This window comes from Planctomycetota bacterium (assembly GCA_018242585.1).
GTDB lineage: Bacteria > Planctomycetota > Planctomycetia > Pirellulales > PNKZ01 > JAFEBQ01.
Genome location: JAFEBQ010000013.1, coordinates 22,416 through 48,950, shown reverse-complemented (window position 1 = coordinate 48,950; position 26,535 = coordinate 22,416). Strand labels below are relative to the sequence as shown.

Below are 26,535 nucleotides of genomic sequence, written 5' to 3'. Positions count from 1 at the left end.
CTCTGCCGGTGGTTGCTGACTCGCTAAGAGAGAGTATTCGCATTTTTTCTCTGCGTCGCTCAGCGTCCTCAGCGATTCAATTCTGCTGCTTCTTCCTTTGCGCCCTTTGCGTCTTTGCGGTTCAAATTCCCCGACTCAGCCGGCCGAGGGAACCGGCCAGGTCACCGGCGCGGGATGGCGGCGCATCCAGTACCACAGTCCTGCCACCACCACGATCATCATTAAACTGATGTTCTGGGAAATGCTCAGCCCGGTGCCGAACACGGCTGACTCGTCGGTGCGGATGATCTCGACCAGGAATCGTGTCACGGCGTAGATCGAAATCATCCACGCGATTAGCTCGCCGTCGCGGCGCTTGAATGGCTCGTACGCGAACAAGAACAGCATGATCAGTAGCGCGTCGAGCACGCTGTAAAGTTGCGTGGGATGGACCGGCAAGCTGCGCGGCGGGGCCGCGCCTGGTGGCAGCGTGTACTCGCCGCGCTCGGTGCGCAGCTTCAATACGTCGGCGTTCTGCATTGCGCGATCGAGCAGCTCGACCGCGCGGCTGATCGTGTCGGCCGGCTGTCCGCCAATCGACTCCACGTGATCGCCGACCTGAACGCCTTGCTTCGCCGCCGGCGAGCCGGGCACAACGTACACCACGGTGGCTTGCGGCGTCTCGCGGGCCGCGACCATCCGCGCGCCTAACTGCACGCCGTAGAACAAGCCCCGCTCGACCTGTCGCGCGTACGGAGGCGTATACGTCACGCGCTCGCCAACCGACTGGGCCTCCGACGGATGAGCTGGAAATTCAACCGCCCAGCGGTGATCACACACGCCACCGAAGCAGCAGCCGTTCAAGAAGCAACCGACGCGGCCAAAGGCCAGGCCGATCATCAAGCTGGGGGCAATCAGGTCCAACAGCGGCAGTGTCACCAGCTTGTGGCGGCGCACGAACCAGATGAGTGAGACGAGCGCTCCGGCCGCCGCGCCGTAAACGACCAGGCCACCCTGATCGACGCGCAAGATCATGGCCAGCGTCTCGGTAATGGGCAACGGTTGCCCGGTATGATCGAAGCGGAACTGCTGCCAATACTCGATGACGTAGAACAGCCGCGCGCCGATCACCCCGCCGACGAACAGCCAGATGGCCAGATTGTAAATCACTTCGGGATCGACGCCGCGCCGACGCGCCCGGACGACCGCCATCCACACACCCGACAAGACACCGAGCGTGGTCGCCACGCCGAACCCGCGAATGGCCAACCCATCAGGCTCGGCAATCCGCGGCAGCAGCACTGACACCAGAAAGGCAATCGCGGCCAACAGCGGCGCTTGGGCGTAGACTTCGCGCGTGCTACCGGTGCGACGGTACAGGACATAGAGCCAACCACCGCCAAGCACCACGACGAGCGCCAACAGCACGCCGAAGCCCATGATCGGCACGCCGTGATACGTCTGCGGGATTTTGAAGAGGGTTTGGTGCATCAGTAGCGATTAGCGGTTAGCAATTAGCGATTAGTAATGAGCATGAAGCATTAGGTGAAGCCAAGATTTCCCTTCTGGCTAATCGCCAATCGCTAACCGCTAATCGCTTCTCAACACAATGTTATCAATCAACCGCGTATTGCCCACCTTGGCTGCAATCGCGGCCAGGGTCGGGCCGGTCACTTGGGCGACCGGCGATAGGGTATCGGGATCGACCAGGACGAGATAGTCGAGTTGCACGGCCGGCTCGCTGGCGATGACGCTCTGCATCGACGCTAGCAGCCGGGCCGCATCGCGTTCACCGCCGGCGACCAACTCGACGCCGCGTTGCAAGCTGCGCGACAGCACCAGCGCTTGGCGACGCTGCTCAGCCGACAAGTAGGCATTGCGCGAGCTCATCGCCAATCCGTCGGCCTCGCGCACGATCGGGCAGACAGCCACTTCGACCGGCACGTTCAGATCACGGACCATCTGCTTGATGACCAGCACCTGCTGAAAATCCTTGGCGCCGAAGAAGGCCACGTCGGGCTGCGCCAGGTTGAATAGCTTGAGCACGATCGTCGCCACGCCGTCAAAGTGCCCCGGCCGACGTTCCCCCTCGAGCGGCAGCGCCGCCCCGGCCACCTTGACCGACGTGGCGTGGTGCGGACTGTACAACTCCTGGACCGAAGCGGGGGCGAACACCGCGGCGACGTTGTGCGGCGCGAGCAATTGCAGGTCGGCTTCGAGCGTGCGCGGATACTTGCTGAAATCTTCGTTGGGCCCGAACTGAGTCGGGTTCACAAAGATCGTGGCAATCGTCACGTCGCAGCGCCGGCACGACTCGGCCACCAGGCTGATATGCCCGGCGTGCAGCGCCCCCATCGTCGGCACCAGGCCGATGGTTCTGCCCGTGCGGCGGGCGTCGGTCACGAGCGCGCGTAACGCTTGGGCGGTGGTAATGACAGGGGGTAGTTTCACGTCAAGGGGACCACTTCGGTTTGCATGGCGATGACCGCGGCGCTGATTTCGTCGACCTGCGACTCGACGGTCGGATCGGTCAACCACAACACCGGCGCAAAGCCGCGCGTGTGGCTGGGCGTTTGCCCCAGATGAAACAGCGGCGATTGTTCCTGGGAGACGATTTTCAACATGCCCGGCAGGTCATCGGCCGCGGGTTCTTCGGTTTCTTCATCGCGTGGCGTGACCAGCCACGAGCGCATGACCAGCAGCGTGGGCAACGGGTGCCGGCTGGCGATGCTGCTGAAGCGATCGACATACTCGGCCAGCGCCGCTGGCGCGAGCGCCGCCGCGCCCCAGGCGTACAGCTCGAGCAGCCAAAAGTCGCCCACGGCCACTTGCTCGGGCTGGGACCAATGACCCGCGTCGAGCGCCGCCATGCACTGCCGCAGGCATTCTAGAACGCGCTCGGCCACGCGGCCAGGCGCGCTTTGCGCCTCGTAATAGTCGGTCGGGCGCGGCACGTCGCGCCACAAGCTGCCGCCGCCGATGGTGGCCGGATAGTCGGCCGGCGCAGCCAGGAACATGGCGCCGGTGCGCTCGGCCACTTGTCCCAGCAGGTGTCGCGTGACGACGCTGCGCGGACCCGACACGGCCAGATAGCGATTCGCTCTCTCCAGGTTTTGCAGCAGCTCGGCCACGGTCCAGCGCAACTGGGGATGCATCATGCCCGAGGCGATCTCGACGGCGGGCTGGAGCGCGAAGCGGCGAAACGTCAGCCGCGGGTGGGGAATCGTCAGGTCGGGCGCGGTTTGCGCCAGAACCAGCTCGTCGTACAGCAGAATGTCCAGGTCCAGCGTCCGTGGTCCCCAGCGCTCGTGGCGAACGCGGCCGAATTGGGCTTCGATCTGCTGCAAGCGGGTCAGCAATTGTTCGGGACGCAGCGATGTTTCGACCAGGGCCGCCGCGTTGACGTAGTCGGCTTGCGCCAACGGGCCGCCGACGGGGGCCGAGCGGTAATTGCGGCTTTGTGAGATGACGCGCGATTGGCCGTCGGCCGCAAGCGCTTCAATCGCGGCCCTGAATGTTTCGGCCGGCGTTCCCTGGTTGGCTCCCAAGCCGAGTAATGCTCGTGGCATGTGGGGAACTCGCCGGTGCCGATGCGCGCAGGAGGGTAAAGCCGCCCGCGTGGAGCATTGCGGCGTCTCTCGCGCCCAAGGGGGGCGCCAGCGTGCGATCACGCAGGTGCGCGAACCACGCCTCGCATGTTGCTGTGAACAATCACCGTGGTGATTGTTCACAGCCGTCACGGTTCGCGCTCACTTGATTGTTAGCGCTGCCGAGCGAATCGCCTAGGGGGGACATCCGGGCCGCGACTTGTCGTCGCCGACGTCGATCCTTGCGTGGCCGCCCCCCAAGCAATTTCGCTCGACCGTGCTGGTCTTCCGCCTCGACCAAACCACGGTGAGTGTACGAACCGAATCCTGCTGCGAGTCGTGATTGTGAAATCGCCGGTCGCGATTCCGCACTACCCCGTTCCGCAATACCCTGCTCCACGGCCAGCATTCGTCGTGGGACAGCACGTGGTAACAGGCCGAGCAAGGCAATTGCCAGACACGTTTGTGTTTTAGCAAAGTTGCGCCGTGACTGTTTCCCCGAGCCCCAGGTTACATCCTGAACCGTGGACGACGAGCGAAGACGCGGACGAAAAGATTGGGCGTATTGTGTCGGTCGAGGAACGATTGTCAAGAAAGCATTCACGCGCGGCGCGGATTCGGTTGTGGATAACTTTTTCGGCGTGCGGCGCGGCGGGCAAAAACTCTCGCGTGAAATCGCAGCGCGGCGCGGCGCACGCGCGCCGACGTGGAACACAAAATATTTTTTTGCGAGTCACGCGGCGCACGTGCGCCACGCTTGTCGCGCCGGTGCGCGTGGTTCGCGATTGTTTTCGGTTGCCGACTCGCGCACCATGTCCGGTTCGCAGCACGTTACGCCGGCCCTCCGCTTTGCCGAACTGAACTGGAGCGAAAGCGAGAATTTCGCGGCCCAGGGTTTCTGGCATGATGTTTGCGATAGTATTGGGCCGCTCCCCTCTCCAGGTCAGACGGCGGGTTCGGAACAGCCCGCCGTCGACAGGTTCCCAATGCCTGTTGCACCGAGGCCGCCCGCGTGGCGAACGCAGCCTGGGAAGGGCAAGAAACGCGGCATTCGTGGGCCCTTTCGGGCTCCAAGAAGCCGGATCGCGGCCGAGGGGATCACGCCGAGCAAACCCTCGGCCCGATCTGCCGCAGCAACGCGCGTCGGGGGCCATCGCAACCATGGCCTCCGACACGTGTTGCAATTTGATACATCGAAATGATACACTTGTATTGTTATCAAACACCTGGATTCGGGTTATAACAAACAGGTGCTAGCACGATAGTCACGCGCGACGAAAGTCGTTGCTGAAAAAGGTTTTTGCTTTGTTGGCTGTTTGGGAATCGGTATCATACGTGGCTACATCAGACTGGTGTTGCCGCCCTTGTCGTCCCCCCATTGCGAGTACATTTTTCGTGGCGATTGTTTCGCCGCGCAATAAAAACTTCGCCAGGCAGGTTCGGCGAGCCCCTTCTCGTTGCCCACAAACGCCCATTACGAACAAGAGCGATCGATCAATCGCCCGCATTGTAAGTCTGGAGTGGAGGAACTTATGAGTCGCATTGGATATCGGATGACCGCGAACGGCATGATGCGTTGGACGGTTTCGACCATTGCCGCCACGGCCGCTTTGGCGTGGCTGCTGAGCGGCGCTCCGGTGGCAAACGGCGCCGAGAACACCGACGGCAAGAAGCTCGGCTCCGGCGTCTCGGACAGCGGACTGGGCGAGCAGGACATCGTCGCCTTTATCGACGCGCAAATCCGCAAGGGTTGGACCGAAGCCGGCTACGCTCCGGCTCCCAAGGCGACCGACGCCGAATGGTGCCGTCGCGTGTTCCTCGACGTGATCGGCCGCGTGCCGACCGTGATCGAGTTGAACAAGTTCCTCGGCGAGGGCGCTCAGAAGAAGCAAAAGCTGCTCGATCGCTTGCTCGACTCGGAAGAGTACCAGCAGGAATACGCCAACTATTGGGCCACCTGGTGGAGCAACCTACTGGTCGGTCGTCCGCCGGCTCGCCGCGTAAACGGCGAATTGGTCAATCGGGACGGCATGCACAAGTTCCTTCGCGACAGCTACCTCCGCGGCAAGCCGTACGATCGCATGGTTTACGAGTTGGTCAGCGCCGAAGGGAACACCAGCCCGAACGAGAAGGACTTCAACGGCGCGTCGAACTTCATCGCCAGTATGCTGAAGCGCGATGACCCAATGTCGACCCAGGCCACGGCCAAGACGGCCAAGCTGTTCTTGGGCCTGCAAGTGCAATGCACGCAGTGCCACAACCACCCGTTCAACGACTGGAAGCAAGACCAGTTCTGGAGTATGAACGCCTTCTTCCGCCAGACCAAGGCCGAGGCCACCACGCGGATGGGGCGCGACATCGAAGGGGCCGAACTTCGCAGCGTCGACTTCCGCGGCGAAGGCAATACCCAGCAAGAAGCCGAAATCTACTACGAACTGCGTAACGGCACGATGGCCGTGGCGTATCCCAAGTTTGTCGATGGCACCAAGATCGATCCGGACGGCAGCGTCTCGAAGGTCAATCGCCGCGCGGAGTTGGGCAAGCTGATCGTCAAGAGCGAGTACTTCGGCCGCGCGATCGCCAACCGGATGTGGGGCCACTTCCTCGGCTATGGCTTTACCAAGCCGGTCGATGACATGGGCCCGCACAACCAGTCGTCGCACCCCGAATTGCTGGAACGACTGGGCAAGGAATTCTCCGCCCAGGGTCACGATCTGAAGAAGCTGGTCCGTTGGATCACCATGAGCGAGGCGTACAGCCTGTCGAGCAAGATCACGCCGCGCAACAAGAAGGATGACCCGGCGATGGGTGAAAAGCCGAAGTTCAGCCGGTTCTACCTGCGGCAGATGTCCCCCGAGCAGTTGTACGATTCGCTGCACGCGATCACTCGCGTTAGCGCGCAAGACCTGGAGCAAATCCGCGGCGGCAAGGTCGACGAACGCCAGCGTGAAAAGCGGGAGTGGATCTCGCAATTCACCGTCAACATCGCCAACGACGAAGGGGAAGACCTGACCACGTTCAATGGCACGATTCCCCAAGCGCTGGTGATGATGAATGGCCCGCTGACCAACGACATCATCAGCGTCGACAAGCCCGACGCGTTGTTGCCCCGGCTGGTCAACTCGGGCATGAAGGGGACCGACCTGGTCGACTTCTTGTATCTGTCCACCGTGTCGCGTAAGCCGACGTCGGCCGACTGGGCCGTGATTAGCGGCGTGCTTGGTTCACGTCCCAATCTGAGCGCTTACCAGGACGTCTGGTGGGCCTTGATCAATAGCAACGAGTTCATCATTTCGCACTAGGCAGTATTCGAGCCAGGCAGAATTCACGACAGGGCCGCGACTGCAGACCAGTCAGCAACTTACATCTACCATCTAGCACAGTTCGTTCATCAAGGGAGAAACGGTTATGGCGATTTGGCACCGCGAGGGAATGACCCGTCGGCACTTCATGCAACACGCGGCGACCGTCACCGCGCTGTCCGCGCCGACCGCGAACTTTTTCGTTAACACGTTGTCGGCCAACGCCGCCGATGTGCAGCGCCGCCAGAAGGCGTGCATCTTGCTGTACATGGGCGCCGGCCCGGCCACGATTGACATCTGGGACTTGAAGCCGGGCGCTCCAACCGGCGGATCGTTCAAGCCGATTTCGACCACGGGCGATTTTCAGATTTGCGAACATCTGCCCATGTTGGCCAAGTTGGGCGAGAACTTCTCGCTGATCCGCTCGATGAGCACGCGTGAAGCCGACCACAACCGTGGTCGCTACTACATGCACACGGGCTTCGTGCCGAACCCGAACATCGAACACCCGAGCTACGGCGCGGTCATCGCGCACGAGACGGAATCGATGTGGAAGTACGCCGGCTTGGAGATTCCTCCGTTCGTCGCCGTCGGCGGCGGCAGCGTTGGCCCCGGTTACCTGGGCATGACCTACTCGCCGTTCGTCGTCGAGACCAACGGCCAGGTCCGCAACCTGGACATCGGCGGCAACAATCCGGGCCGCTTGATGGAACGGATGGACATGCTGGCCAAGATGGACCTGAACTTTGCTGGTCCGAACGAAAAGAACCTGCTCCGTGGCGAGTCGGCCTATGACCACTTCAAGGTGTTGAAGAACACCTCGAATCTGCTGACCAGCAAGCAGATGGAAGCGTTTAAGGTCGATAGCGAATCGCAGAAGGTCAAGGAACGCTACGGCGCCGTCGCGGCGGCGGGCGCTCCGGCCGCCGGCGGCATGGCGCGTAACACTGGCTTCGGCCGCGCGTGCCTGATGGCTCGCCGTCTGGTCGAGACGGGTGTGCCGTTCGTCGAAGTCGACTTCGGCGGTTGGGACGATCACCAGAACGTCCACACCAACCTGAAGAACCGTCTGCCGGTCATGGACCAGGCGATGAGCGCCCTGATCGAAGACCTGCGCGATCGCAACATGTTGCAAGACGTGTCGATCGTGTGGATGGGCGACTTCGGCCGTACGCCGCGCATCAACGGCAACGCCGGTCGCGATCACTGGGCTCGTAGCTGGTCGACGTTCGTGGCGGGCGGCTCGTTCAAGGGTGGCGTCGCGGTGGGCAAGACCAACGCGGACGGCACCTCGGTCGAGACCGATCCATACAGCGCCCAGGATCTGATGGCTTCGGTGCTGAAGTCGATGGGCATTTCGCTCGAAATCGTCCACACCAGCAAGAACAATCGTCCGATGAAGATCGCCGCGGGCGGCCGCGTGATCAAGGAATTGTTCGCCTAAGCCGAACCGGGCGCGACAGCCGACAGGGTTGCCGAGTCCATCATGTTGTTCACCCAGCCGGGCCGGTTGCGAAACGCAGCCGGCCCGGTTTTTTTTGTGCGCGCTCGATGGTTCGGAAAGAGATTTGCCACGGAGACACCGAGGGCACGGAGGAAGACACGGAGCAAGCGACGGAGGATTATTTGAACCGCAAAGACGCGAAGGTCGCGAAGAAAACCAGAAGCCCTAATGACGAAGGGGAGCGGAAGCCTTCGTCATTCGGACTTCGCTAGAGCGCCTCTCACGACGTTCTAACGTCTGGGTGGCACGCCCGTCCTTCGGGCGTGGGGAAGCATGTACCGATTCCGAGATTTGATAGGCGATTCCCCACGCCCTGCGCTGCGCTTGGGACGTGCCACCCACGCTACAGTCTCTTGAAAGTTGCTCTAGCAACCAGCAACTCGCAACTTCTCACGTCACTCCGCCGCGCTGCGGCTCCCTTGCGGCGAGCCGGCGATCGGTTGTCCGCTGGGCAGCGGCCGGCCAGCCACCGAGAAGCCGCGGTTGTACAGCTCTTTCTTGATGGCGTGGTACGTGGCGTAGCTTTCCGGATAGGTCCACAGGGTGACCGTCGTGTTGCGCGGATTGGTCCGCGTCAGCGCGCCATAGAATTGTGACTCAGGACGCATCGCCTGTTCGAGAGTCTCACCCAGTTCATCGACCAACGGCAGCATCACGAACTGGAGCAGTTGCACGCGAAAGCCGTTCGGCACCGCCTCGCGCCCCAGCGTGTATTTCATCCGGTAGCCGAACGCTGGCCCGATCGTCTCGGTCACCTCCGAAACATCTTGCAGCCGCTGGGCCTTGCGCTGGACGTCCTTCTTCAACACATCCACCAACTCGTCGATCGGCACGTAGCTAATCCGGTTATCTTGTAGCCGGAAATGAATCTCGTGCCCATGCACCGTGCGGCTGATCGGGGTGGGGTAGTTGTCGATCTTGACGATCTGCGACGATTGCTTCATCGCGGCGGCTTGCAACTGCTGGGTCAGCCGATTCAGCTCGGTCTCGCGGGCCGCCACGACCTGACGCAGTTGATATTCCTCTTGCCGGCGCGAGTCGAGCTTGCCGCTCTCGGCGTCGAGCAGGCGTTTCCCTTCGGCCGAGGCCAACAGCAACTGATCGCGCTCCTGCTGCCGGCCGGCCAGGGTCATGGTGTTGGTCCGTAGTTGCCGATCGAGTTGTCGCACGTCGCCGGACAATTGCTCGGCTTCGAGTTCCAATTCTTCCAGGGCCGCGGCCTGGGCCGCGTCGGGCTGCGGTTCCAGGTGCGACACGTCCTTGGCGCGCAAACCCGCCACCATCACCAGGATGATCAAGATGCCGACCATGTTGGCGACGATATCCAGGAACGAATCGCTGCCAAACGCTGGTTCGTCGTCGCGAATCTTGTTAGCCATGATGGTCTTGCTCGAAACGACGGTCTAGATCAAAAGCTGGTCGTAGCGCCGCGGAAAAGTTTGAACCGCAAAGACGCGAAGAAGATGCAGCAGGAATTGAATCGCAGAGAACGCTGAGAGGCGCAGAGAAAAAGCGAATACCTTCTCTCTGCGTTACTCCGCGATCCCAGCGATTCAAAATGTCTTTGTATTTCTTTGCGATCTTTGCGGTTCATTCTTTCATAGTGTGGTGTTTGTGATCCTCTGGTACGCACGGGGTGCGCACCCTACGGTGTGCTTGGCTTTCGTTCGGCTTAGGGGCGGGTGACGCGCGGCGGGCGCTGTTTGAGTTCCAGGCCGCTGTTGACCAGTAATTGCTGCAACTCAGCCGCTCGGGTTTCGCCGCCAGGTTCCACGGTCATCAACAGCACCGGACGCCAATACATGTTGTCGCCGGCGATGCCCCATGAGTTGATCCGTTCCCAGACCTGCGCGACCATCGGCTCAACGCTCTCGGCCGTGCTCTCGTGGAATGTCATCGTCTTGCTAGGCGGATACTCGCCCCGGCCGCTGACAAATAGCAATCGATCGGCATAGCACTCGACCGTCAGGGGCCGCGAGACCGGCACCGCGGCCACGGTCTCTTGCGGGATGGCCCAGTTGTCGTGCCTCGAACGGGCTTGCTTCTTCAACTGCTGATGCTGCGACTTCGACAGATTGGCCTGCGACGACGAGCTAGGTGAACTGGACGCGCTGGGCGAACCGGCGGTGCCGGCCGACGGGCTCCCCGCGCTGGCGGCGCTGGGTGAATACGAAGCAAAGTCGCCGCTGACCGGTTGTTGTTGCCCGTAGCGCTGACCCGCCGTTTCAAACTGGGTGCGCGGGCCGTTGCGAGTGGCTTGCGCCGCGCGCGCCACGCCGGGATCGTTGGACGACGCGCCGCTGGGCGAGCCGCTGGCTGACGAGTTGCTGCTTGCGCCCGACGGCGCCGCGCCGCTCCGGTTGTTAAAGCTGACGTTGCCGGGGCCTGGCATCTGGACGGGCATCGGCAAGCCAGCCGAGCCCATGCCGCCGCCCGGGTTTCCAGACGAAGTCGCTCCCGCGCCGCCGCCACCTGCGCCGCTGCTGCCGGTGCTGGCTTGTTGCGAGCCGCCGGACGTGTTGGAAGTTCCACCAGGGCCGCCCGTTCCTTCAGGTCCAGCGCCGGTCGTCCCGGCGACTTGCGAGTTGCCTTGGCCGGTGCCATTGGGCGTGCCGGCCGTGCCGCCGGGAGTGTTCGAGTTGTCGGTGCCGCCCGCCGTGCCGGTGCCGTTGCCGTTGCCGCCGGCCGCATCACCGCCCGGCGCGCCGTTTATGCCTGGGCTGCCGGTCATACCCTGTGCGCCGTTCATGCTCACCCCGCCAACACCTCCGGCGCCATTGCCACCGCCGGCATACAGATTGTTGCCGCCGGTGCCAGGATTCCCCAGCGATGGACCGCCGCCGGGCGTCGCGCCGCCAGGACCGCCCGCCCCATAGCCCCAAGGATTGGCCGAGGCCAGCCCCGACCCGCCGGGACCGAATGCGCCAGGGTTCGCGCCCGTTCCGCCCGGACCAGCGCCGCCAGCGCTTGTGCCAGGGCCGCCAGGGATCGCGCTTGGCACGCCGTTGGGATTGCCATTGATACTGTTGCCGCCCGTGGTGTTGACACCGCCGGGTCCGCCGCCGGCAACATTGCCGCTAGTCGATGCTGTGCCTCCTGCGCCATTAGCCGTACCCGCGACCGTCTTCGATCCGTTCAAGTCCAAACTTTGATACGGCGACAAGGCGGCCACCGTGGAAACTTCCTGGTCCTGGTCATAGCTCTTGCCGGCGCCGGGCCCGTGCCCGCCGCTCGAGCCGCGTCGATGTTCGTTGTTGCCGTGAATCTGGAACGGGCTGCGTCCGCCGCCGGCCACGTTGCCGCGTCCCGAGGCAGCGCGCTGGTAAGCCATCCGTTGATCGGGGGTCATCAAGCCTGGGGCCGAGGCGATGATTTGCACCTGGCGACGCCGGGCGTCTTCGACCGTTTGGGCCAGCGTCACGGCCAGCTCGGGATTGGGCGCCGGAAAGGCCAGATTCCAGTCGGCTTCGACCAACTCGTAGCCGAAGTCGCTCCCCCACGAGGCCATCGCGCCGCGGGCCAGATAGTAAGCCGGAATGCCATCGGGGCGAACGAGCAACAACGGATAAGGCTGGCCGTCGTCGCCGCGGCCGGCCTGGCGATTGCGGATCAGGTATTCGCGCTCGGCGCGGAGGGCCGAGGCCAGTGGGTTGCTCGGCCCCATCGGCCCCAGGAAATCGGCCTCGCTGAAGATGATGCCCTCGGGCTGCAAAATCACGCAGTCGCTGCGGCATTCGATGTAGATCGGACGTCGCCGGGTCTGGTTCGGACCGTCGTAGGGAATGATCGCGAACGAGTCGGGCTTGCGGCGGGCGTCTTCGTCGGCCTTCCGCAGGTCTTCCTCGAGATCCTTGATGTCCCGTTCGTAGTTGGCGATCCGCTTTTTCAGCTTACTGTTGGTCTCGTCGTCCGACTGGTCCGAACGCCGCAAGTCAACGGCCGCCTGGCGCAGATGGTTCATCTCGTCGCGAACACGACGGAGGTGATCTTCGACGTGGCTCAACTCGTCACGCGCGTCGTCGAATTGCGCGGCCAGCTTCTCGCGCAGCGCTTTCAGTTCGGCGATCTGGGCCGTCAGCTCGGCCTGCTCGGCGGCCAGCTTGGCCGTCAGTTGCGGCGTGGTGAGCAGCGCCTTGGCGGCGGCATCGCGCGAGTTGCGGGCGATGACGACCAGCATCAACAACAGCGCCCCCATGGTGCATAACAGCACCGCCAAAAACGGGAACAACTGGATGCCGGCGGCGGCTTTCGCGCGGTGCCGTGTCATGCCACCTTGCCCGAGTTCTTCTCCAAGCCGTCAGCACGCAGATGCGGGGCCGGAACGGCCGAACGAGTGCTGTCGTGCAAGTCGATGTGAGGGCCGGTGGGCAACACTTGACCCAGTCGCGCGTTCAACAACGCGATGGCCGACGAGAGGCTGAGCAGCGTCTCTTGCAGATGCTGTGACCCGGCCAGCGAGGCCAGGTTGTGATTGAGCGTCTTTTCCAAGCGCGCCACCAGGTTCGAGGCGTCGACGATCCGGGTGAGCATTTCGGTCTGGTGCGAAAGCTGACTCTGCTGATGCTGTAGCGAGTCGACCTGCTGGGCCACGGCGCGATGAATGCGGTGCCAGCGGCGACGGTTCGCCTCGGTCGCGGCGGCTTCGGCCGTGACCAGATGTTCGGCGTGTTGGCGGACGTTTTGGGCCAGGCCTTCGTTCAGCCCGTCGGTGATTTGTCGGGCGACGTCGCCGGTCATATTGCCCCAGCGCGATTCGGCCGAGGTCAGACTTTGCTGCCAGAGTTCGACTTGCTTTTGGACCAGCGATTCGGTTCTGAGCAGCACCAGCTCGCTCATCCGTTGCACGGCCGCCAGGTGCGGATCGTGGACCACGGCGGTCGAGGCAAAGCGTCCGGCCAGCTCTTCGAGCATCCGCCCGTCGATGTCGCCGAGCAGCTTTTGTTCGAACTTGTCGATCAGGAACTGGCCGAGCATCAGCGTCATCGACAACGCCAGCGCGAGCGCCGTGGTGTCGAACGCCACGCCCAGGCCCGCAGTCACTTCGTCGAGCGATGTTTCCAGCGCCTTGGGGTTCAGACTGGCGATGGCCAGCGTGATGCCGATGACCGTCCCCAAGAAGCCCAAAATCGGAATCGCCCAGATGATGAACCGCATCAAGGCGTAGCTGCCGTGTGCCCGGGCGCTGTCGCCTTCGGACAGGTATTTCAATTCGTCTTCCAACTTGTCGGCCGAGCCGTGGCGCAAGATCGTTTCGAGCGCCGCACGAAGCCGCTCGGGAAAGTAGCCTTGCAGTTGCGCGAAGGGGCGCACGCACAACTCGGCCAGCACGTTCGCCGCCTCGGGCGCGGGCAATGGCTCGGCCGGCAATGGGCCCAGCAGCGACGTCTTGAGCCGGCCGCGCTGTTCGGCCAGGTCGAAGGCCTTGATCACCAGCTCGGACACGCCGACGAAGAACAGGATCGTCTCGACGTACAACACCCAGTGGTTGGCGAAGTACCGGTAGACGTCCATGTAGCCGCTGTTCAGCTTGCCAGCGTGCAACAGCGCGTAAAAGCCGATCGACGCCAGGCCGCCCCAGAGGAGCGACGAGCGAGTGACGGTTCGGAAGGTACGGGCAATCGGGTTCAAGGCGTTGACCCTTGTCGTGTGGTACGTTGGTGTCCTGTCGTCGGCCGCGCCATGCCGCTCGCGCATCGATGTTCGGGCACTGACAGCAATCGCATGCCGGCGGACAGCTTGTCGTTGTTGCCCTCGGCGCGCAGCGCGGGAACAACAACCCATGAACCATAAAATCGGCGTAACCGCTAAACTCGATCAACCGAAGTTCGGTAATTTTTCGTTAGACGACGAGTGGGAATCTTGGGCAAAGTGGCTCGGCCGCTGTCGCGTCTCGATCGACATTGTCAGGGCGCAGCGCGAGCCTTCCGGCGCAGGTGCGGGAGTCCGCGCGGGGCGACATTATGCTCGCCCCCCAAAGTCGGGCCAAGGTCAATGACCGGGGAGCCAGCACTCGCAGCTAGCAATGCAATTGCTCATTTTGCCAGCACCGATCGGCGGAGCGGGTGTTTCCCATCTGGCCAACCGGGCGTGCTTCTACGACGATTGGTTCTTAACCTCATCGCCGAAGTCATCCCTCACGTCAGGACGACTGCATGACCACGAATTACGATCCGATTGCGGAACAGTACAAGCGGTCCAAGCAGCAGCCGTGGCGGACCTTGATCGAATGCTTCACGCTGATGGAACTGGTCGGCGACTTGAACGGCGTCGCGGCGCTGGACGTGGCCTGTGGCGAGGGATTCTACACTCGGCTGGTGCGGCAGCGTGGCGCCGCGCGCGTGGTCGGGGTGGACCTTTCGGCCGGGATGATCGACCTGGCCCGCTCGCAAGAAGCCCAGCAGCAGTTGGGGATTCAGTACGTCGTGGGGGACGCCCGGGAGTTGGCGTTCACGCAGGAGTTCGATCTGGTGATTGCGGCCTACTTGCTGAACTACGCCAGCAATCGGGATGAGCTGGGGGCCATGTGCCGGGGGATTGCCAAGTCATTGAAGCCGGGCGGCCGCTTCGTGACGGTGAACAGCAACCCGGCGGCGCGATTTCCCGACGCGCCCTCGTATCGGAAATATGGCTTCGAGACCCGCGTACCGGGCCCGTGGCAAGAAGGAGCGCCGATCACGTGGAAGTTCTACATCGGCGCGGAAACCTTCGAGATCGAGAACTATCATTTGAACGTCGCCGTCCACGAAGCGGCCTTCGCCGAGGCGGGCTTTCGCGAAGTGCGCTGGCACGCGCCGCGACTGGCCGACACGGCTAAGGCCGAACAGCCGGCCGAGTTTTGGTCCGAGTTTTTCGACGTGCCGCCGGTGGCGTTCATCGAATGTGTGAAATGAGTCGCCATCGGGCACACCTATGTATGCCGTCATTCCCGCGCAGGCGGGAATCTAGAGTGAAGTCTTTCCGCTAGATTCCCGCCTGCGCGGGAATGACGGAACGCGGGTTGGTGTTTGCTGCCTGGTTCCAACGGCGTCAAATCGATTTGCGCTTGCCGTTGTGGCGGCCGGGGCGATAGGTGGCGTAGCAACGGGGCGTCTCCCACAGTCGGGTTTCGACCACGGGAAACTGGTGCTCGGCGGCCACTTCATAGATCAGCCGGGCGATATTCTCGGCCGTCGGGTTCATGTCGAGCAGGTACAGCGGCTCGCCGGCTTTTTCCAGGATTGGCACCATCGGGTCATCTTTGCGCAGCAGCATCCGATGGTCCAGATGGTCGTCGACCCAAGTGCTGATCACCTGCTTGATGTCCGAGAAGTCCATCACCATGCCGCGCTCGTCCAACTGGTCGGACTCGATGACAATCACGGCCCGGCCGTTATGCCCGTGCAGATAGCGGCACTTGCCGTCGTAGTTCATCAGCCGATGGCCGTAACAGAAATCGATTTCGCGCGAGACGCGGAACATGGAGTTTTCCTGACTGAAAGTAAGTTGCCTTCGTTGATCGAGAGGCGTGTAATGTTTGTTCTCGTGAGTTCCTTTTCCACCTGAAGCCCGCTACACATGAGGGTGGCCCAGCCGCTTGCCGGCTGGGTCGCGAAGCGACAAGAAAAACGAATCGATGTCGCGAGTTCTTCTTGTTGCTGCGCAACACGGCCGACAAGCGGCCGTGCCATCCGAGCCACTATTATGGCATTCCCCATCCGATATCAAAACCATTCACTAACTCGGTTGGCTAGCATACCGCGTGCGATCCGGGCGGGCCACCAGTCGGAAGGCGGCCTGGCGCTCGGCACACTTGTTACACGCGCCGCAGTGCAACTGCCCGACCGGCGCGATGCACGAAAATGTCAGCTCCAGCGGAAAGCCCTCGCCCAGTTCCATCACGCGCCGCTTGTCGAACCGCGCGAACGGGCGCACCAATTCCACCGGCCGCGAGTGAGACCAATTCAAACAGGCTTGCAAGCTGGCGAAGAATTCATCGCGCGCGTCGGCGAACGGATTGGTGGCCAACGTGGCCAGCGCCAGTTGATCGACCCCGTGCAGTTGGCACCAGAGGGCGGCTTTCAACATCAACAATGCATTGCGCCCCGGCAGAAACACCGCCTCGTCCGGCGAAGTGACGCCGGGAATGTCTCGACCGGTCAGGCTCCAGTGACCGTTGTAAAGATCGGCCAGCGGCTGCTCGAGTTCGACGATCGGCAACACGCGCTCGTTGGGTAGCGCGGCCAGAAACTGGGTCAGCGCCGCGCGCTCGGCCATTTGCCAGTGGAGTTGCGACTGGATGTAAAACGGCTGCACCTGACGCCCCTGCTCGCGCAGCCAAGCCAGCAAGATCGCGCTGTCGAGGCCGCCGCTCACCAGCACGCCAACGGGCTCCAGGGCAGTCGAACCGGGTGTCATGGGGGCGAAATCCACGTGCGAAGGGAAACCTGGAATATCGGCCCGGTGGGAGCGGGCGTCTGGCGTTTCAGCTTGGAGGGGGGCCAAGGCCGGGTCAACCGGGCTGGCGGCTGGCTGCGGGTTTTCGCCCGAAAACGTGCCACTAGCCGATCCGGTTTGGCGGGGCTTCTTTTCGCTGTAACTAGCGTCACAACTTGCTCTTGCCTCGATTCATAGACCGGTTTACACTCCGCCCCCGCCGACTGGTCGGTTCTGGCTGATGGTACGCGCCGACCGGGCCAATGGCTTGGGGCCACGCCGCACGAACTGGCCCAGCCGTCAGGTTCGGCGCGTTCGACACAACTGGGACCAGGTGCGTGATTTACCTGAATCCAATGCCTTATCCAGGGCGCCAATTTTCTTGAATCGAGAATTCCGGCTTTTAGAATGTCTCTAAGAGCCCAGAGTTTTCCCAACCACGGATCGGTTTGGGGGTTAGCATGAAGAATGCTGTTCTGGGATTCGTCCTCGGAGTTGGTTTGGTCGGATTGGTTGCCGCCGGTTTTCCGGGGGTGTCGTCCGCCGTGGCGACGCCCGCGGGGTCGGTCACTTCGGGCGATCTGATCACGTTTACGGTTCCCACCGGCGAGCATCGCCAGCAATTGCTGCTGGTCGATCCGCGCCAGCGTGTGGTCGGCGTGTACCACGTCGATGGAACCAGCGGCCAGGTCACGCTGAAGTGCGTGCGGAATGTCTACTACGATTTGCAATTGAGCGAGTTCAACGGCGCGGCCCCCACGCCGCGCGAGATTCGCTCGCTGGTTGAGCCACGCTAACGCGGCGATCCGAGCGAACTCGGGCACAAGCGTCAAGCGTGGCGTATTGTGTCGCAACTGTTCGGTTCGCTCGGTCCAAGGAATATCGCATGGCCAGCAAGTTTCTTACGTTGGACGAAGCCGCTCGGCACTTGGGCCTTGCGCCCGAAAAGCTCAGCGAGCTGCGCACCCAGGGCCGGCTGTACGGCTATCGCGACGGCGCCAACTGGAAATTCAAGGCCGACGATCTCGACCGCTACCAGGCCGAACTGGCCGAAGAGCAATCGCAAGCCGCTGGCGCCAGCGACCTGGGCATGAACCTGCAGGCCGGCTCGTCGATTGGCTCGGATAACTTTGACCTGAAGTTTGACGACGAACCCGCCGCTGAACCGACCAAGAAGTCAGCCCCCGCCGCCGCGAACATCGGTGGCGAAGATGAATTTGAATTGCAGCTCGACGACGAGTCAGCGCCGGCGGCCGCGGCCCCCAAAGCAGCGCCCCAGGCCGACGTTCATATCGAAACGCCCGAACCAAGCACCGAATCATCCGACATCCTGGCTGGCGCGTTTGGCGGCGGTGGCGGCTCGGGCAGCATTGCCGGTCTGAGCGGCATCATCGCCCAGGACTTGCTGGCGCTCGACAGCGGCAAAGATGTTCACAAAGAAGCGGCCCCGCCCGAGCCCTCGGCCAGCGGCTCGTTGACGTTCGGCGTGGCCCCCGACGACGCCGCGAAGAAAGCCGGCGACTCGGACAAGGGGAGCGACGTGCTGGGGAGCGATTCGGCTCCGGCTTTGATCAATCCGACCGACAGCCAACTTGCCGGCGCCGCCGGTGGCGACACGGTGATCAAGCGCGGTAGCGACCTGGGCGAAGCGGCCATGAGCGGCCTCTCGCTCGAAAAGAAAGACGGCGGCTCGTCGTTGAAGCTAGGTGGCGATGATGAAGATGATATTTTCGCCGCCACCCCCGGCAGCGATGTTACCATGCGCCCCAGCGACAGCGGCATTCTGCTGGTCGATCCGGGGGACAGCGGCTTGTCGCTCGAAGGGCCGCTCGATTTGGGCGGCAGTTCAGGACTGGACCAGACCTCGGCCTTTGCCATGGGGGCCGACACCGGCGAACTCAAGGCCGATGACGACTTCCTGCTCACGCCGCTGGAAGAGCCAGGGGACGAATCGTCCGACAGCGGCTCGCAGGTGATCGTGCTCGACGAGACCGAGCCGGGCGCCGAGCCGACGGCCACGATCATGGGGCTCGACGCCGCCGCGCTGCAAGGGGCGTTCGGCGAAGCGGCCGCCATGGGAGGGATGGGCATGCCGGCCTTTGCCCCCGCCGGGGCCACGCAAAGCTCAATGGCCATGGTCCCCATGGTCCGCGAGACGCCGTTTTCGGGCGTGGTCGTGCTGATGCTGACGATGTGCGTCGTGGCGCTGGGCGTTTGTGGCGTAATGATTCACGACGTAATGATGAATATCTGGAGCTGGCAAGGCACCACGCCGTTCACCAGCCCGCTGTTGGAAATGCTGAAGAAGTAAGCGGCGCTCCGCGTCGCGCGCAGCCGGCCCAGGACGGGCCCACGGAATCGAAGGGAGTCGATTGATGTCGCGCAATGATCTTCAGGGGCGCGCGGTATTTAAGAGGCACTCAGCCCGCTGGTTAACGCTCGGCCTGGTCGCCAGCGCGTTCACCATTTCGACGGGCTGCTTCTCGTTCTCGCGCAACCAATTCAACACCTGCGAAGTCCAGAACCGCGCGCTCAACGAGCAGGCCAAGGCCCATCTGGCCGAGATCGCCAATCTAAAGGCCCACTCGCGCAAGCTCGAAGATCAATTGATCGCCGCCGAGGAAGACCTGTCGGCGCTCGAACATCGAACCGGCACCCCGCGCACGGCCGTCGGTCACAACTCGCGTGATGGTTTGGGACGCGGCCCGGTCGACCTGGCCTCGGGTGTCGCGCCCAGCGCCGCCGATCAGCGCCGGTTATCCGATCTGGCCCAGCGCTATCCCGAGCTGCGCTACGATCCACAGACCTGCTTGTGCAAGCTCGATGTCGATGTGTTGTTCTCCAGTGGTGAAGCCACGCTCGACGCCGACTCGCGCCGGCAACTGGCCCACCTGGCCAAGCTGGTCGCGGCCGAAGGGGACGGCCTGCACGTGATGGTCGTGGGCCACACCGACGATTTGCCCATCGCCGGCCGCGACGCCCGCGGCCGATATGCCGACAACTGGCAATTGAGCACGGCCCGGGCCTTGTCGGTGGCCGACTATTTGCAGCGCTGCGGGCTGCGCGAAAGCCAGCTTGGTGTGGCCGGCTTTGGTCGCCACGAGCCGGTGGCCGACAATGTTTCCGACGACGAGCGGCAGCGCAACCGCCGCGTCGAAGTCTTTCTCTCGGGGCCCGACACGCCGGTGGTCGGCTGGACCAAGACGCTGCCGAACTTGTATCGGTAGGGCGGGCTGCTGGTTGCTGTCAGGTGGTGATATTGGCCAGTCAGCTCGTAGGGTACGCACCCCGTGCGTACCATTTGTGAGCACCATCAGCTTCCGGTACGCACGGGGTGCGTACCCTACTGGGATGCCCCCAGTGATGGCAATAATTCCGTGGTCACGCCAGGCTCCCCGGCCTACCAAAACTCACGATTCGACTGGCAATCTGCCGGCATTTTGCCTGCGATTCTCCCCGGCCTAAGGGTTCATTGCCGGCCGCGTGGGGATATAATGAACGTCGGTACCAGCATCCCCATTTCAACCCGTTAGGGCTGCGCGCCTCCTGCCTGTGCAGCCCCCGGCCGCGAGCCCCGCGCTCGCCAGGTTCGATCTTATGTCGCATTGGGCATCCATGCCGCTCGCTTCGTCTTTGCGCCTTGGCATTCGTCGCGCCATCGCGAGTCGGCTTTGGTTCGCAATCTTGGCCATCGCCGGACTGGGCGCGATCGGTTGTGGGCCCGAGCCGGTGGTCACCCACTACCGAGTGCCGCGAGAAAAGGGGACCGCCCCGTTCGAATTTGTTCGCCCGCAGGGGTGGCGCGTGGCGCTGCCCGGCGAGATGCGGGTGATGGCCTTCGACGTTCGCGAGGGTGACCAGCGGGCCGAGATCACGGTTTCGACTCTGGGGGCCGCCGGCAGCGCCCTGTTGCCCAACGTCAATCGTTGGCGCGGACAGATGGGGCTGCCGCCGTTGAACGACGCCGAACTGGCGGCCGAGGTCAAACAAGTGCCAGTCGGCCCGCTGCAAGGCGGCTTTGTCGCCATGCAAGGCGCTGGCGACAAGCAGGGACAAGCCACGCTGGGCGTGGTGGTCATCAACGGCGCCAGCGGTTGGTTCTTCAAACTATCGGGAGACGCCGGCCTGGCCGAGCGCGAACGCGAACGCTTCTTGCAGTTCGTCGCTTCGATCAAGTTCCATCCGGCCGAGGGAGACGTGCATGGCCATCGCTGATATGCCTCAATCATCGCCGCGGCCTTCGCGGGGCGTCCCGTACGAAAAGAGCGACTCGGCGTTCGACCGCGTGTTGCTCGGCTGCCTCGACGCGCTGTCGTCGTTGAAGCTGACGGTCGTGTTGATGGCGCTGGGAGTATTTCTGGTCTTTGCTGGCACCTTGGCCCAGGCCGAGCAGGGCATCTGGGACGTGGTTCACACGTACTTCCGCTCGTGGGGCGTCGCGATCAAGCTGCAGGTCTTTTTCCCCCACGCCTTCTTTCCCAGCCACCCGGTCGTGTCGGGCTGGTTCCCGTTCCCCGGTGGCCTGACCATTGGCACGCTGATGTGCGTGAACCTGCTGGCGGCGCACTTGCGGCGCTTTCAGGTGCAAGTCAAAGGCCAACGCCTGCTCGCCGGGCTGGGCGCGATCGCCGTCGGCGTGGCCGTCACGGTGTTCGTCATCCTCAGCGGCTCCAACAAGAACGGCATGCTCGAATTGCCGTGGATCAGTTGGCCGGTCCTCTGGTACACGCTCGAGACGTTGACCCTCATCGGCAGCATCGTCGGCGTGGTCGCTGCGTTCCGCGCGGCCGGGCAAAGCCGCGCCGAACAGTGGGCTCGCCGAGTGGTGCTGTATGGCTCGGCGATTCTCGCCGGGTTGCTTATGCTGGGGATTCTGGGGCTGTTCAAGGTCGAGTTCTACCCCGGCGACGCCGCCATGCGGATCGTCTGGCAATTGACCAAGGGGGCGATTGCCGGGTTCATCCTGCTGGCTGGCTGTGCCGTGTTGTTCCGCAAGCGCGCCGGCGTGGTGCTGCTGCACGCGGGCGTGGGCCTGATCATGCTCAACGAAGTGGTCGTCGGCCTGTTCCACGTCGAAACACAGATGACCGTTGCCCAGGGTCAGACGGTCAACTGGGCCCAGGACATCCGCACCACCGAGCTGGCGATCATCGACACCAGCGATCCGAAGCTCGACGACGTCACCGTCATTCCCAGCAAGCTACTCGAACGGCGCGGCGGGCAGGTGATCAGCGACGATCATTTGCCGTTCGACGTCAAGTTGGTCGAGTTCCTGCCCAACTCGGACCTGCGTGCGCGCGCCAAGGGGGAAAAGACTCCCGCCACCGCCGGGCTGGGCCTGGACATCGCGGCCGAGCCGCGGCGCATTGGCGCCGGAGCCGACACCGACACCGGCGTCGATATGCCGTCGGCATACGTCGAGTTGTTCAAGCGGGGTACCAAGGAATCGCTGGGCACGTACCTGGTCGGCGTGCCGCTGACCTTGCGCGACATTCCCGAGTCGGTCGACGTCGGCGGCAAGTCGTACGACCTGTACTTGCGCTTCGCGCGCTATTACAAGCCCTACTCGGTCCACGTCAATCGCGTGGTGCAAGAGAACTATCCCGGCACAAGTCGTCCGAAGTCGTACGAGTCGTACGTCCATGTTGTTGACCCGGCGCGCAACTTCGACCGAGACAATATCAAGATTTGGATGAACAACCCGCTCCGCTTTGGGGACGAGACGTTCTATCAGTCGGGCATGCAAGCCGACCCGCGCTCGCCGGTGAAGACCACCACGTTTCAAGTCGTGAGTAACACGGGCTGGATGATCCCCTACGTGGCTTGCGCCATTGTGGCCATCGGCATGGGGGCGCACTTCCTGATCACGCTTGCGCGATTCTTGGGGCGACAGCTCGAGACCGACAAGTCGACGTCGGCTGGTCGCTGGGGCGTTGTCGTGCCGCTGGCGGCGGCGGTCCTGCTGGCGGGTTATTACGGCAGCCGGACGCGCACCCCCACCGCGGCCCCCGATACGCCCGACATCGCCGCCTTTGGCCGCCTGCCCGTCTTTTACGACGGTCGCCTGGTGCCGATGGACGCGCTGGCCCGGAACATTTTGCACCAGTTGTCCGATTACGAATCGTACGTCCCTTACAGCCCTCAGCTCGACGAGCCGAAGACCCTGTGGAAAAAATGGTTCGGGCCGCGGGTCAAGCGGCAACCGGGCGTGCAGTGGCTGCTCGAGCTGGCTTCGCGCACCGAGGTGGTTCGCGACCATCGGGTGTTCCGCATTCAGAACCTGGAAGTGCTCGACGCGCTGGGGCTGAAGCCGCGCGAGGGGTATCACTACTCGCCGGCCGAAGTCGTGTCGCGCCTGGAAGCGTTCCGCGACCAGGCCAAGCTGGTCAGCAAGGTGCCTTCCAAGGAACGCGACATTTACCAGGCGAAGCTGATGGCCGCCTGGCACAAGTTCATGCTCTATAGCGTGGTCCACGATTCGTTCACGCCGCTGGTCGTGCCCGAGTTTCCGACCGCCGAGGAATTGCAGCAGAACCCCGAAGCGGCCAAGCAGAAGCTGATGGATTCGATGGCTCGCACGCGCGAAGCGATCGAGCACCTGAATGCGTCCGAGCCGGTGATGGCCGTGCCGGTCAAGGACGAAGCCGGCAAGTGGAATTGGATTCCCTACGCCAACGCCGCCATCGAAGCCTATGTCAAGCGCCAGATCGGCCAGCCGGTCGACAAGGGCGTGACGATGATGTCGCAGATGCTGTTCCACTACGGCGAGTATTGCGAAGGTCCGGCCGAGGATCGCGCCAAGAACGCCGCCGAGTTCAACAAGGCGGTCAAAGAATACGACAAGTACGTTCACGAGGCGTTGCCGGCCAGCGTCGGTATGAAAGGCGTGGACGTCGAAGCGTTCTACAACGTGGTGCAGCCGCTCACGTGCAGCAAGTATGGTTACCTGATGTCGTTCGCCGTGCTGGCCATCGGCTGGATGGGCTGGACCCGCGTGTTGAACCGGACGGCGTTCGCCATGCTCGCCGTGACCGTCGCTTTGAATGTCATTGCGATCGTGATGCGGATTTACATCTCGGGTCGCCCGCCGGTGACGAACCTGTATTCGTCGGCGCTGTTCATCGGTTGTGGCGCGGCGATTTTTGGTCTGGCTCTGGAAGCAATCTTCCGCATTGGCATGGGTAATCTCGTGGCAGCCTTTTCCGGCGCGGTCTGCTTGTTCGTTGCCGACGCCTTGGCCAACGGCGACACGATGGGCGTGCCGCAGGCCGTGCTCGACACCAACTTCTGGCTGGCCACGCACGTGGTCTGCATTGCCACCGGATACTTTACAACCTACATCGCGTGGTTTCTTGCCGTGATAATGCTGATCGTCGGCGCCATTCGTGCTTTGGTCGAAAGAGGAAATCGTAGTTTCAAGTTTTTCGAGATTGCCATTCGTGCTCTAGACCGCATGGTTTATGGCATCCTTTGCTTCGCCATTCTGTTCAGCTTTGTCGGCACGGTGCTGGGCGGCTTGTGGGCCGACGATTCTTGGGGCCGCTTCTGGGGCTGGGATCCCAAGGAGAACGGCGCGCTGATCATCGTCCTGTGGAACGCCCTGGTGCTGCACGCCCGCTGGGACAAGCAGGTCGGCCCGCGCGGCACGGCCATTCTGGCGGTGTTCGGCGGCTGTGTGACCAGTTGGTCCTGGTACGGGGTCAACGAATTGGGCGCAGGGTTGCACTCGTACGGCTTCACCGAAGGAGTGCTGCTGGCGCTGATTGTGTTCTGCGCCAGCCAGTGGGGCATCATGGCCCTCGGCTGGCTGTTGCCCAAGTCGCTTTTCCGCACCACCGCGCCCGAGAAGCCAATCAAAGCGCAACTGGTGTAAGGCGCAACTGGTTTAATGCGCCACAGGCTCGCGCGACTTGATCTAAACCCCTCTCCCCCGGGGAGAGGGTGGCGGCGATAGCCGACGGGTGAGGGTCCACGTGGCCCGACGCCACGCATTCCACTCGGCGACGGTGACCCTCATCCGGCCTTCGGCCACCTTCTCCCCGGGGGAGAAGGGTTGCTGGATGCCGCGCGGTGCAATATCTCGCGCGCTGGTGAAGTCGTGATCGAACAGCGAACGACTACGCCAATAACTCGCGGCGGACTTTCCCTTCATCGCTCGGGCCAATCAGGCGCTGGTTCAATCCCTGGAACCGGTACGACAACCGGTACGGGTCAAAGCCCATCAAGTGCAGGATCGTTGCCTGCAGGTCGCGGACGCTGACGGCTCCCTCGGCCACCCGGTAGCCCAGCTCGTCGGTCTGGCCGTGGGCATAGCCGCGCTTCACGCCGCCGCCGGCCATCCAGACCGTGAAGCAATGCGGATGGTGGTCGCGCCCCAGGAACTTGCTGCCGTTCCGTTCTTCGTTCAACGGCGTGCGGCCGAACTCGCCCCCCCACACGACCAGCGTCGAATCCAACAGTCCGCGCTGCTTCAAGTCTTGGATCAACGCCGCGCAGGCCTGGTCGACGTCCTTGCACTTGCGCGGCAAGCCGGTCACCAGGTCGGTGTCGGAACTGGTACCGTGCATGTCCCAGCCCCAGTCGTACAGTTGCACGTACCGCACTCCCTTTTCGACCAGCCGGCGGGCCAGCAGGCAATTGTTGGCAAACGACGCGGCCCCCGGCTCGGCGCCGTAGGCCTTGCGGACATTCTCGGGCTCTTGCGCGATGTCAAACGCGTCGGGCACGGCCATCTGCATGCGATAGGCCAGCTCGTACTGGGCGATCCGCGTGGCCGTTTCCGGGTCGCGATCTTCGGCCAGTTCCAATTGATTGAGCGCACGGAGCGCGTCCAGGCTGGCGCGCCGCGTGCCGCGGTCCATGCCCGGCGGGTTGGCCGAGAACAAGATCGGCTCCCCCGAGCTGCGGCACTGCACCCCTTGATAGACGCTAGGCAAGAAGCCGCTGCTCCACAGGCTTTTACCGCCGGTCGGGTCGGTGCCGCCGGACAGCAGCACCACAAAACCCGGCAAGTCCTGGTTCACGGTCCCCAGCCCATAGGTCAGCCACGAGCCGAGCGCCGCATTGCCCGCGCGCGGCGAACCAGTGTAGATGAACAACTCGGCCGGGGCGTGGTTGAACTGGTCGGTGACCATCGAGCGGACCAGGCAGACGTCGTCGACGATCTCGGTGAATCGCGGCAGCAACTCGCTGACCCAGGCGCGGCTCTGGCCGTATTGCTTGAACTCGTGGGGCGTGCCGAGCATCTTGGGCACGCCTTTGATGAACGCGAACCGCTCGCCCCGATAGATTGACTCGGGGCAGGGCTGGCCGTTCAGTTCGATCAGCTTGGGCTTGTAATCGAACAGGTCCAGCACCGGCGGCGCGCCCGACATGTGCAGATAGATCACCGACTTGGCCTTGGCCGGCAAGGGCGGCGTTCGCACGGCCAGGGGGTTGTCGACCGCCGCTTGTTTGGCCGAAGCGCCGGGTGCGCTCGTCGCGCCGGCGGCATTCTCAGCCGCGAACAACGGCGGCGCGCCGGTCAACTCGGCCATCGCCATTGCGCCCAGGCCGAGCCCGGCCCCACCGAGGAATGTGCGACGCGTGACATTTTGCGCCAAGCGGAGATGCGGCGGCAGTTTCATGGCAATGTTCCTTTGGGCAGTGCGTCCATAGCTCCCTGTTAAATTTATTCCCAAGCCGGCGACTTCGTCGCCGTTCATCGGCGGCATAGCCGCCGGCTTGGTAGTTGTTATCGCGCAAAGATAAG

General features: G+C 63.2%; 18 protein-coding genes. 8 read left to right on the top strand and 10 right to left on the bottom strand.

The annotated features are described in order from the left end of the window. Positions 1–135 precede the first annotated feature (135 nt). From JSS27_07840 to JSS27_07825, 4 genes are all read right to left on the bottom strand, one after another. On the bottom strand, positions 136–1,470 hold the full coding sequence (locus JSS27_07840) for a prolipoprotein diacylglyceryl transferase (protein ID MBS0208849.1): 1,335 nt from the start codon (positions 1,468–1,470) through the stop codon (positions 136–138). Between the two features lie 99 nt (positions 1,471–1,569). After that, positions 1,570–2,412, bottom strand: coding sequence for a pantoate--beta-alanine ligase (locus JSS27_07835; protein MBS0208848.1), 843 nt, complete (start codon positions 2,410–2,412; stop codon positions 1,570–1,572). A gap of 14 nt (positions 2,413–2,426) precedes the next feature. After that, the gene (gene folK / locus JSS27_07830) at positions 2,427–3,548 is read right to left on the bottom strand and encodes a 2-amino-4-hydroxy-6-hydroxymethyldihydropteridine diphosphokinase (GenBank protein MBS0208847.1); all 1,122 of its coding nucleotides are present in this window, start codon (positions 3,546–3,548) and stop codon (positions 2,427–2,429) included. 488 nt (positions 3,549–4,036) lie between these two features. Next, entirely contained in the window at positions 4,037–4,471 is a 435-nt protein-coding gene (locus JSS27_07825; protein ID MBS0208846.1) for a hypothetical protein, read from the bottom strand. A gap of 627 nt (positions 4,472–5,098) precedes the next feature. Here JSS27_07825 and JSS27_07820 point away from each other — a divergent pair. Continuing rightward, entirely contained in the window at positions 5,099–6,868 is a 1,770-nt protein-coding gene (locus tag JSS27_07820) for a DUF1549 domain-containing protein (GenBank protein MBS0208845.1), read from the top strand. Between the two features lie 130 nt (positions 6,869–6,998). Next, positions 6,999–8,312 (top strand): DUF1501 domain-containing protein, encoded by a 1,314-nt coding sequence (locus JSS27_07815; protein ID MBS0208844.1) that lies wholly within the window; start codon positions 6,999–7,001, stop codon positions 8,310–8,312. Between the two features lie 455 nt (positions 8,313–8,767). On the opposite strand, the gene JSS27_07810 is transcribed toward JSS27_07815, so the two are convergent. The 3 genes from JSS27_07810 to JSS27_07800 form a co-directional block, all read right to left on the bottom strand. Beyond that, a complete protein-coding gene (locus JSS27_07810) occupies positions 8,768–9,751 on the bottom strand; it encodes a hypothetical protein (GenBank protein MBS0208843.1) in 984 nt (327 codons plus the stop codon). Positions 9,752–10,044: 293 nt separating this feature from the next. After that, entirely contained in the window at positions 10,045–12,639 is a 2,595-nt protein-coding gene (locus tag JSS27_07805; GenBank protein MBS0208842.1) for a hypothetical protein, read from the bottom strand. After that, entirely contained in the window at positions 12,636–14,000 is a 1,365-nt protein-coding gene (locus JSS27_07800) for a MotA/TolQ/ExbB proton channel family protein (protein MBS0208841.1), read from the bottom strand. The genes JSS27_07805 and JSS27_07800 overlap by 4 nt, the downstream gene beginning before the upstream one ends. 524 nt (positions 14,001–14,524) lie before the next feature. Between JSS27_07800 and JSS27_07795 the strand changes: the two genes are divergently transcribed. Then, entirely contained in the window at positions 14,525–15,262 is a 738-nt protein-coding gene (locus JSS27_07795; GenBank protein ID MBS0208840.1) for a class I SAM-dependent methyltransferase, read from the top strand. A 136-nt stretch (positions 15,263–15,398) separates the two neighbouring features. On the opposite strand, the gene JSS27_07790 is transcribed toward JSS27_07795, so the two are convergent. Next, complete coding sequence (locus JSS27_07790; GenBank protein ID MBS0208839.1) at positions 15,399–15,830, bottom strand: 6-carboxytetrahydropterin synthase; 432 nt, start codon at positions 15,828–15,830, stop codon at positions 15,399–15,401. 255 nt (positions 15,831–16,085) lie between these two features. Further along, positions 16,086–16,766: a 7-cyano-7-deazaguanine synthase gene (locus tag JSS27_07785; GenBank protein MBS0208838.1), complete on the bottom strand. Its 681-nt coding sequence runs from the start codon at positions 16,764–16,766 to the stop codon at positions 16,086–16,088. A gap of 479 nt (positions 16,767–17,245) precedes the next feature. Here JSS27_07785 and JSS27_07780 point away from each other — a divergent pair, with 479 nt between their 5' ends. The 5 genes from JSS27_07780 (at position 17,246) to ccsA (ending at position 24,657) form a co-directional block, all read left to right on the top strand. After that, a complete protein-coding gene (locus tag JSS27_07780; protein MBS0208837.1) occupies positions 17,246–17,581 on the top strand; it encodes a hypothetical protein in 336 nt (111 codons plus the stop codon). Positions 17,582–17,670: 89 nt separating this feature from the next. Continuing rightward, on the top strand, positions 17,671–19,095 hold the full coding sequence (locus JSS27_07775) for a helix-turn-helix domain-containing protein (GenBank protein MBS0208836.1): 1,425 nt from the start codon (positions 17,671–17,673) through the stop codon (positions 19,093–19,095). Positions 19,096–19,159: 64 nt separating this feature from the next. Continuing rightward, a complete protein-coding gene (locus JSS27_07770) occupies positions 19,160–20,011 on the top strand; it encodes an OmpA family protein (protein MBS0208835.1) in 852 nt (283 codons plus the stop codon). A 457-nt stretch (positions 20,012–20,468) separates the two neighbouring features. After that, positions 20,469–20,999, top strand: a complete 531-nt coding sequence (locus JSS27_07765; GenBank protein MBS0208834.1) for a hypothetical protein — start codon at positions 20,469–20,471, stop codon at positions 20,997–20,999. Next, entirely contained in the window at positions 20,986–24,657 is a 3,672-nt protein-coding gene (gene ccsA, locus JSS27_07760; protein ID MBS0208833.1) for a cytochrome c biogenesis protein CcsA, read from the top strand. The genes JSS27_07765 and ccsA overlap by 14 nt, the downstream gene beginning before the upstream one ends. Before the next feature lie 244 nt (positions 24,658–24,901). Here the strand turns inward: ccsA and JSS27_07755 are convergent, their stop codons facing one another. Continuing rightward, a complete protein-coding gene (locus tag JSS27_07755; GenBank protein ID MBS0208832.1) occupies positions 24,902–26,410 on the bottom strand; it encodes a DUF1501 domain-containing protein in 1,509 nt (502 codons plus the stop codon). Between the last annotated feature and the right edge of the window lie 125 nt (positions 26,411–26,535).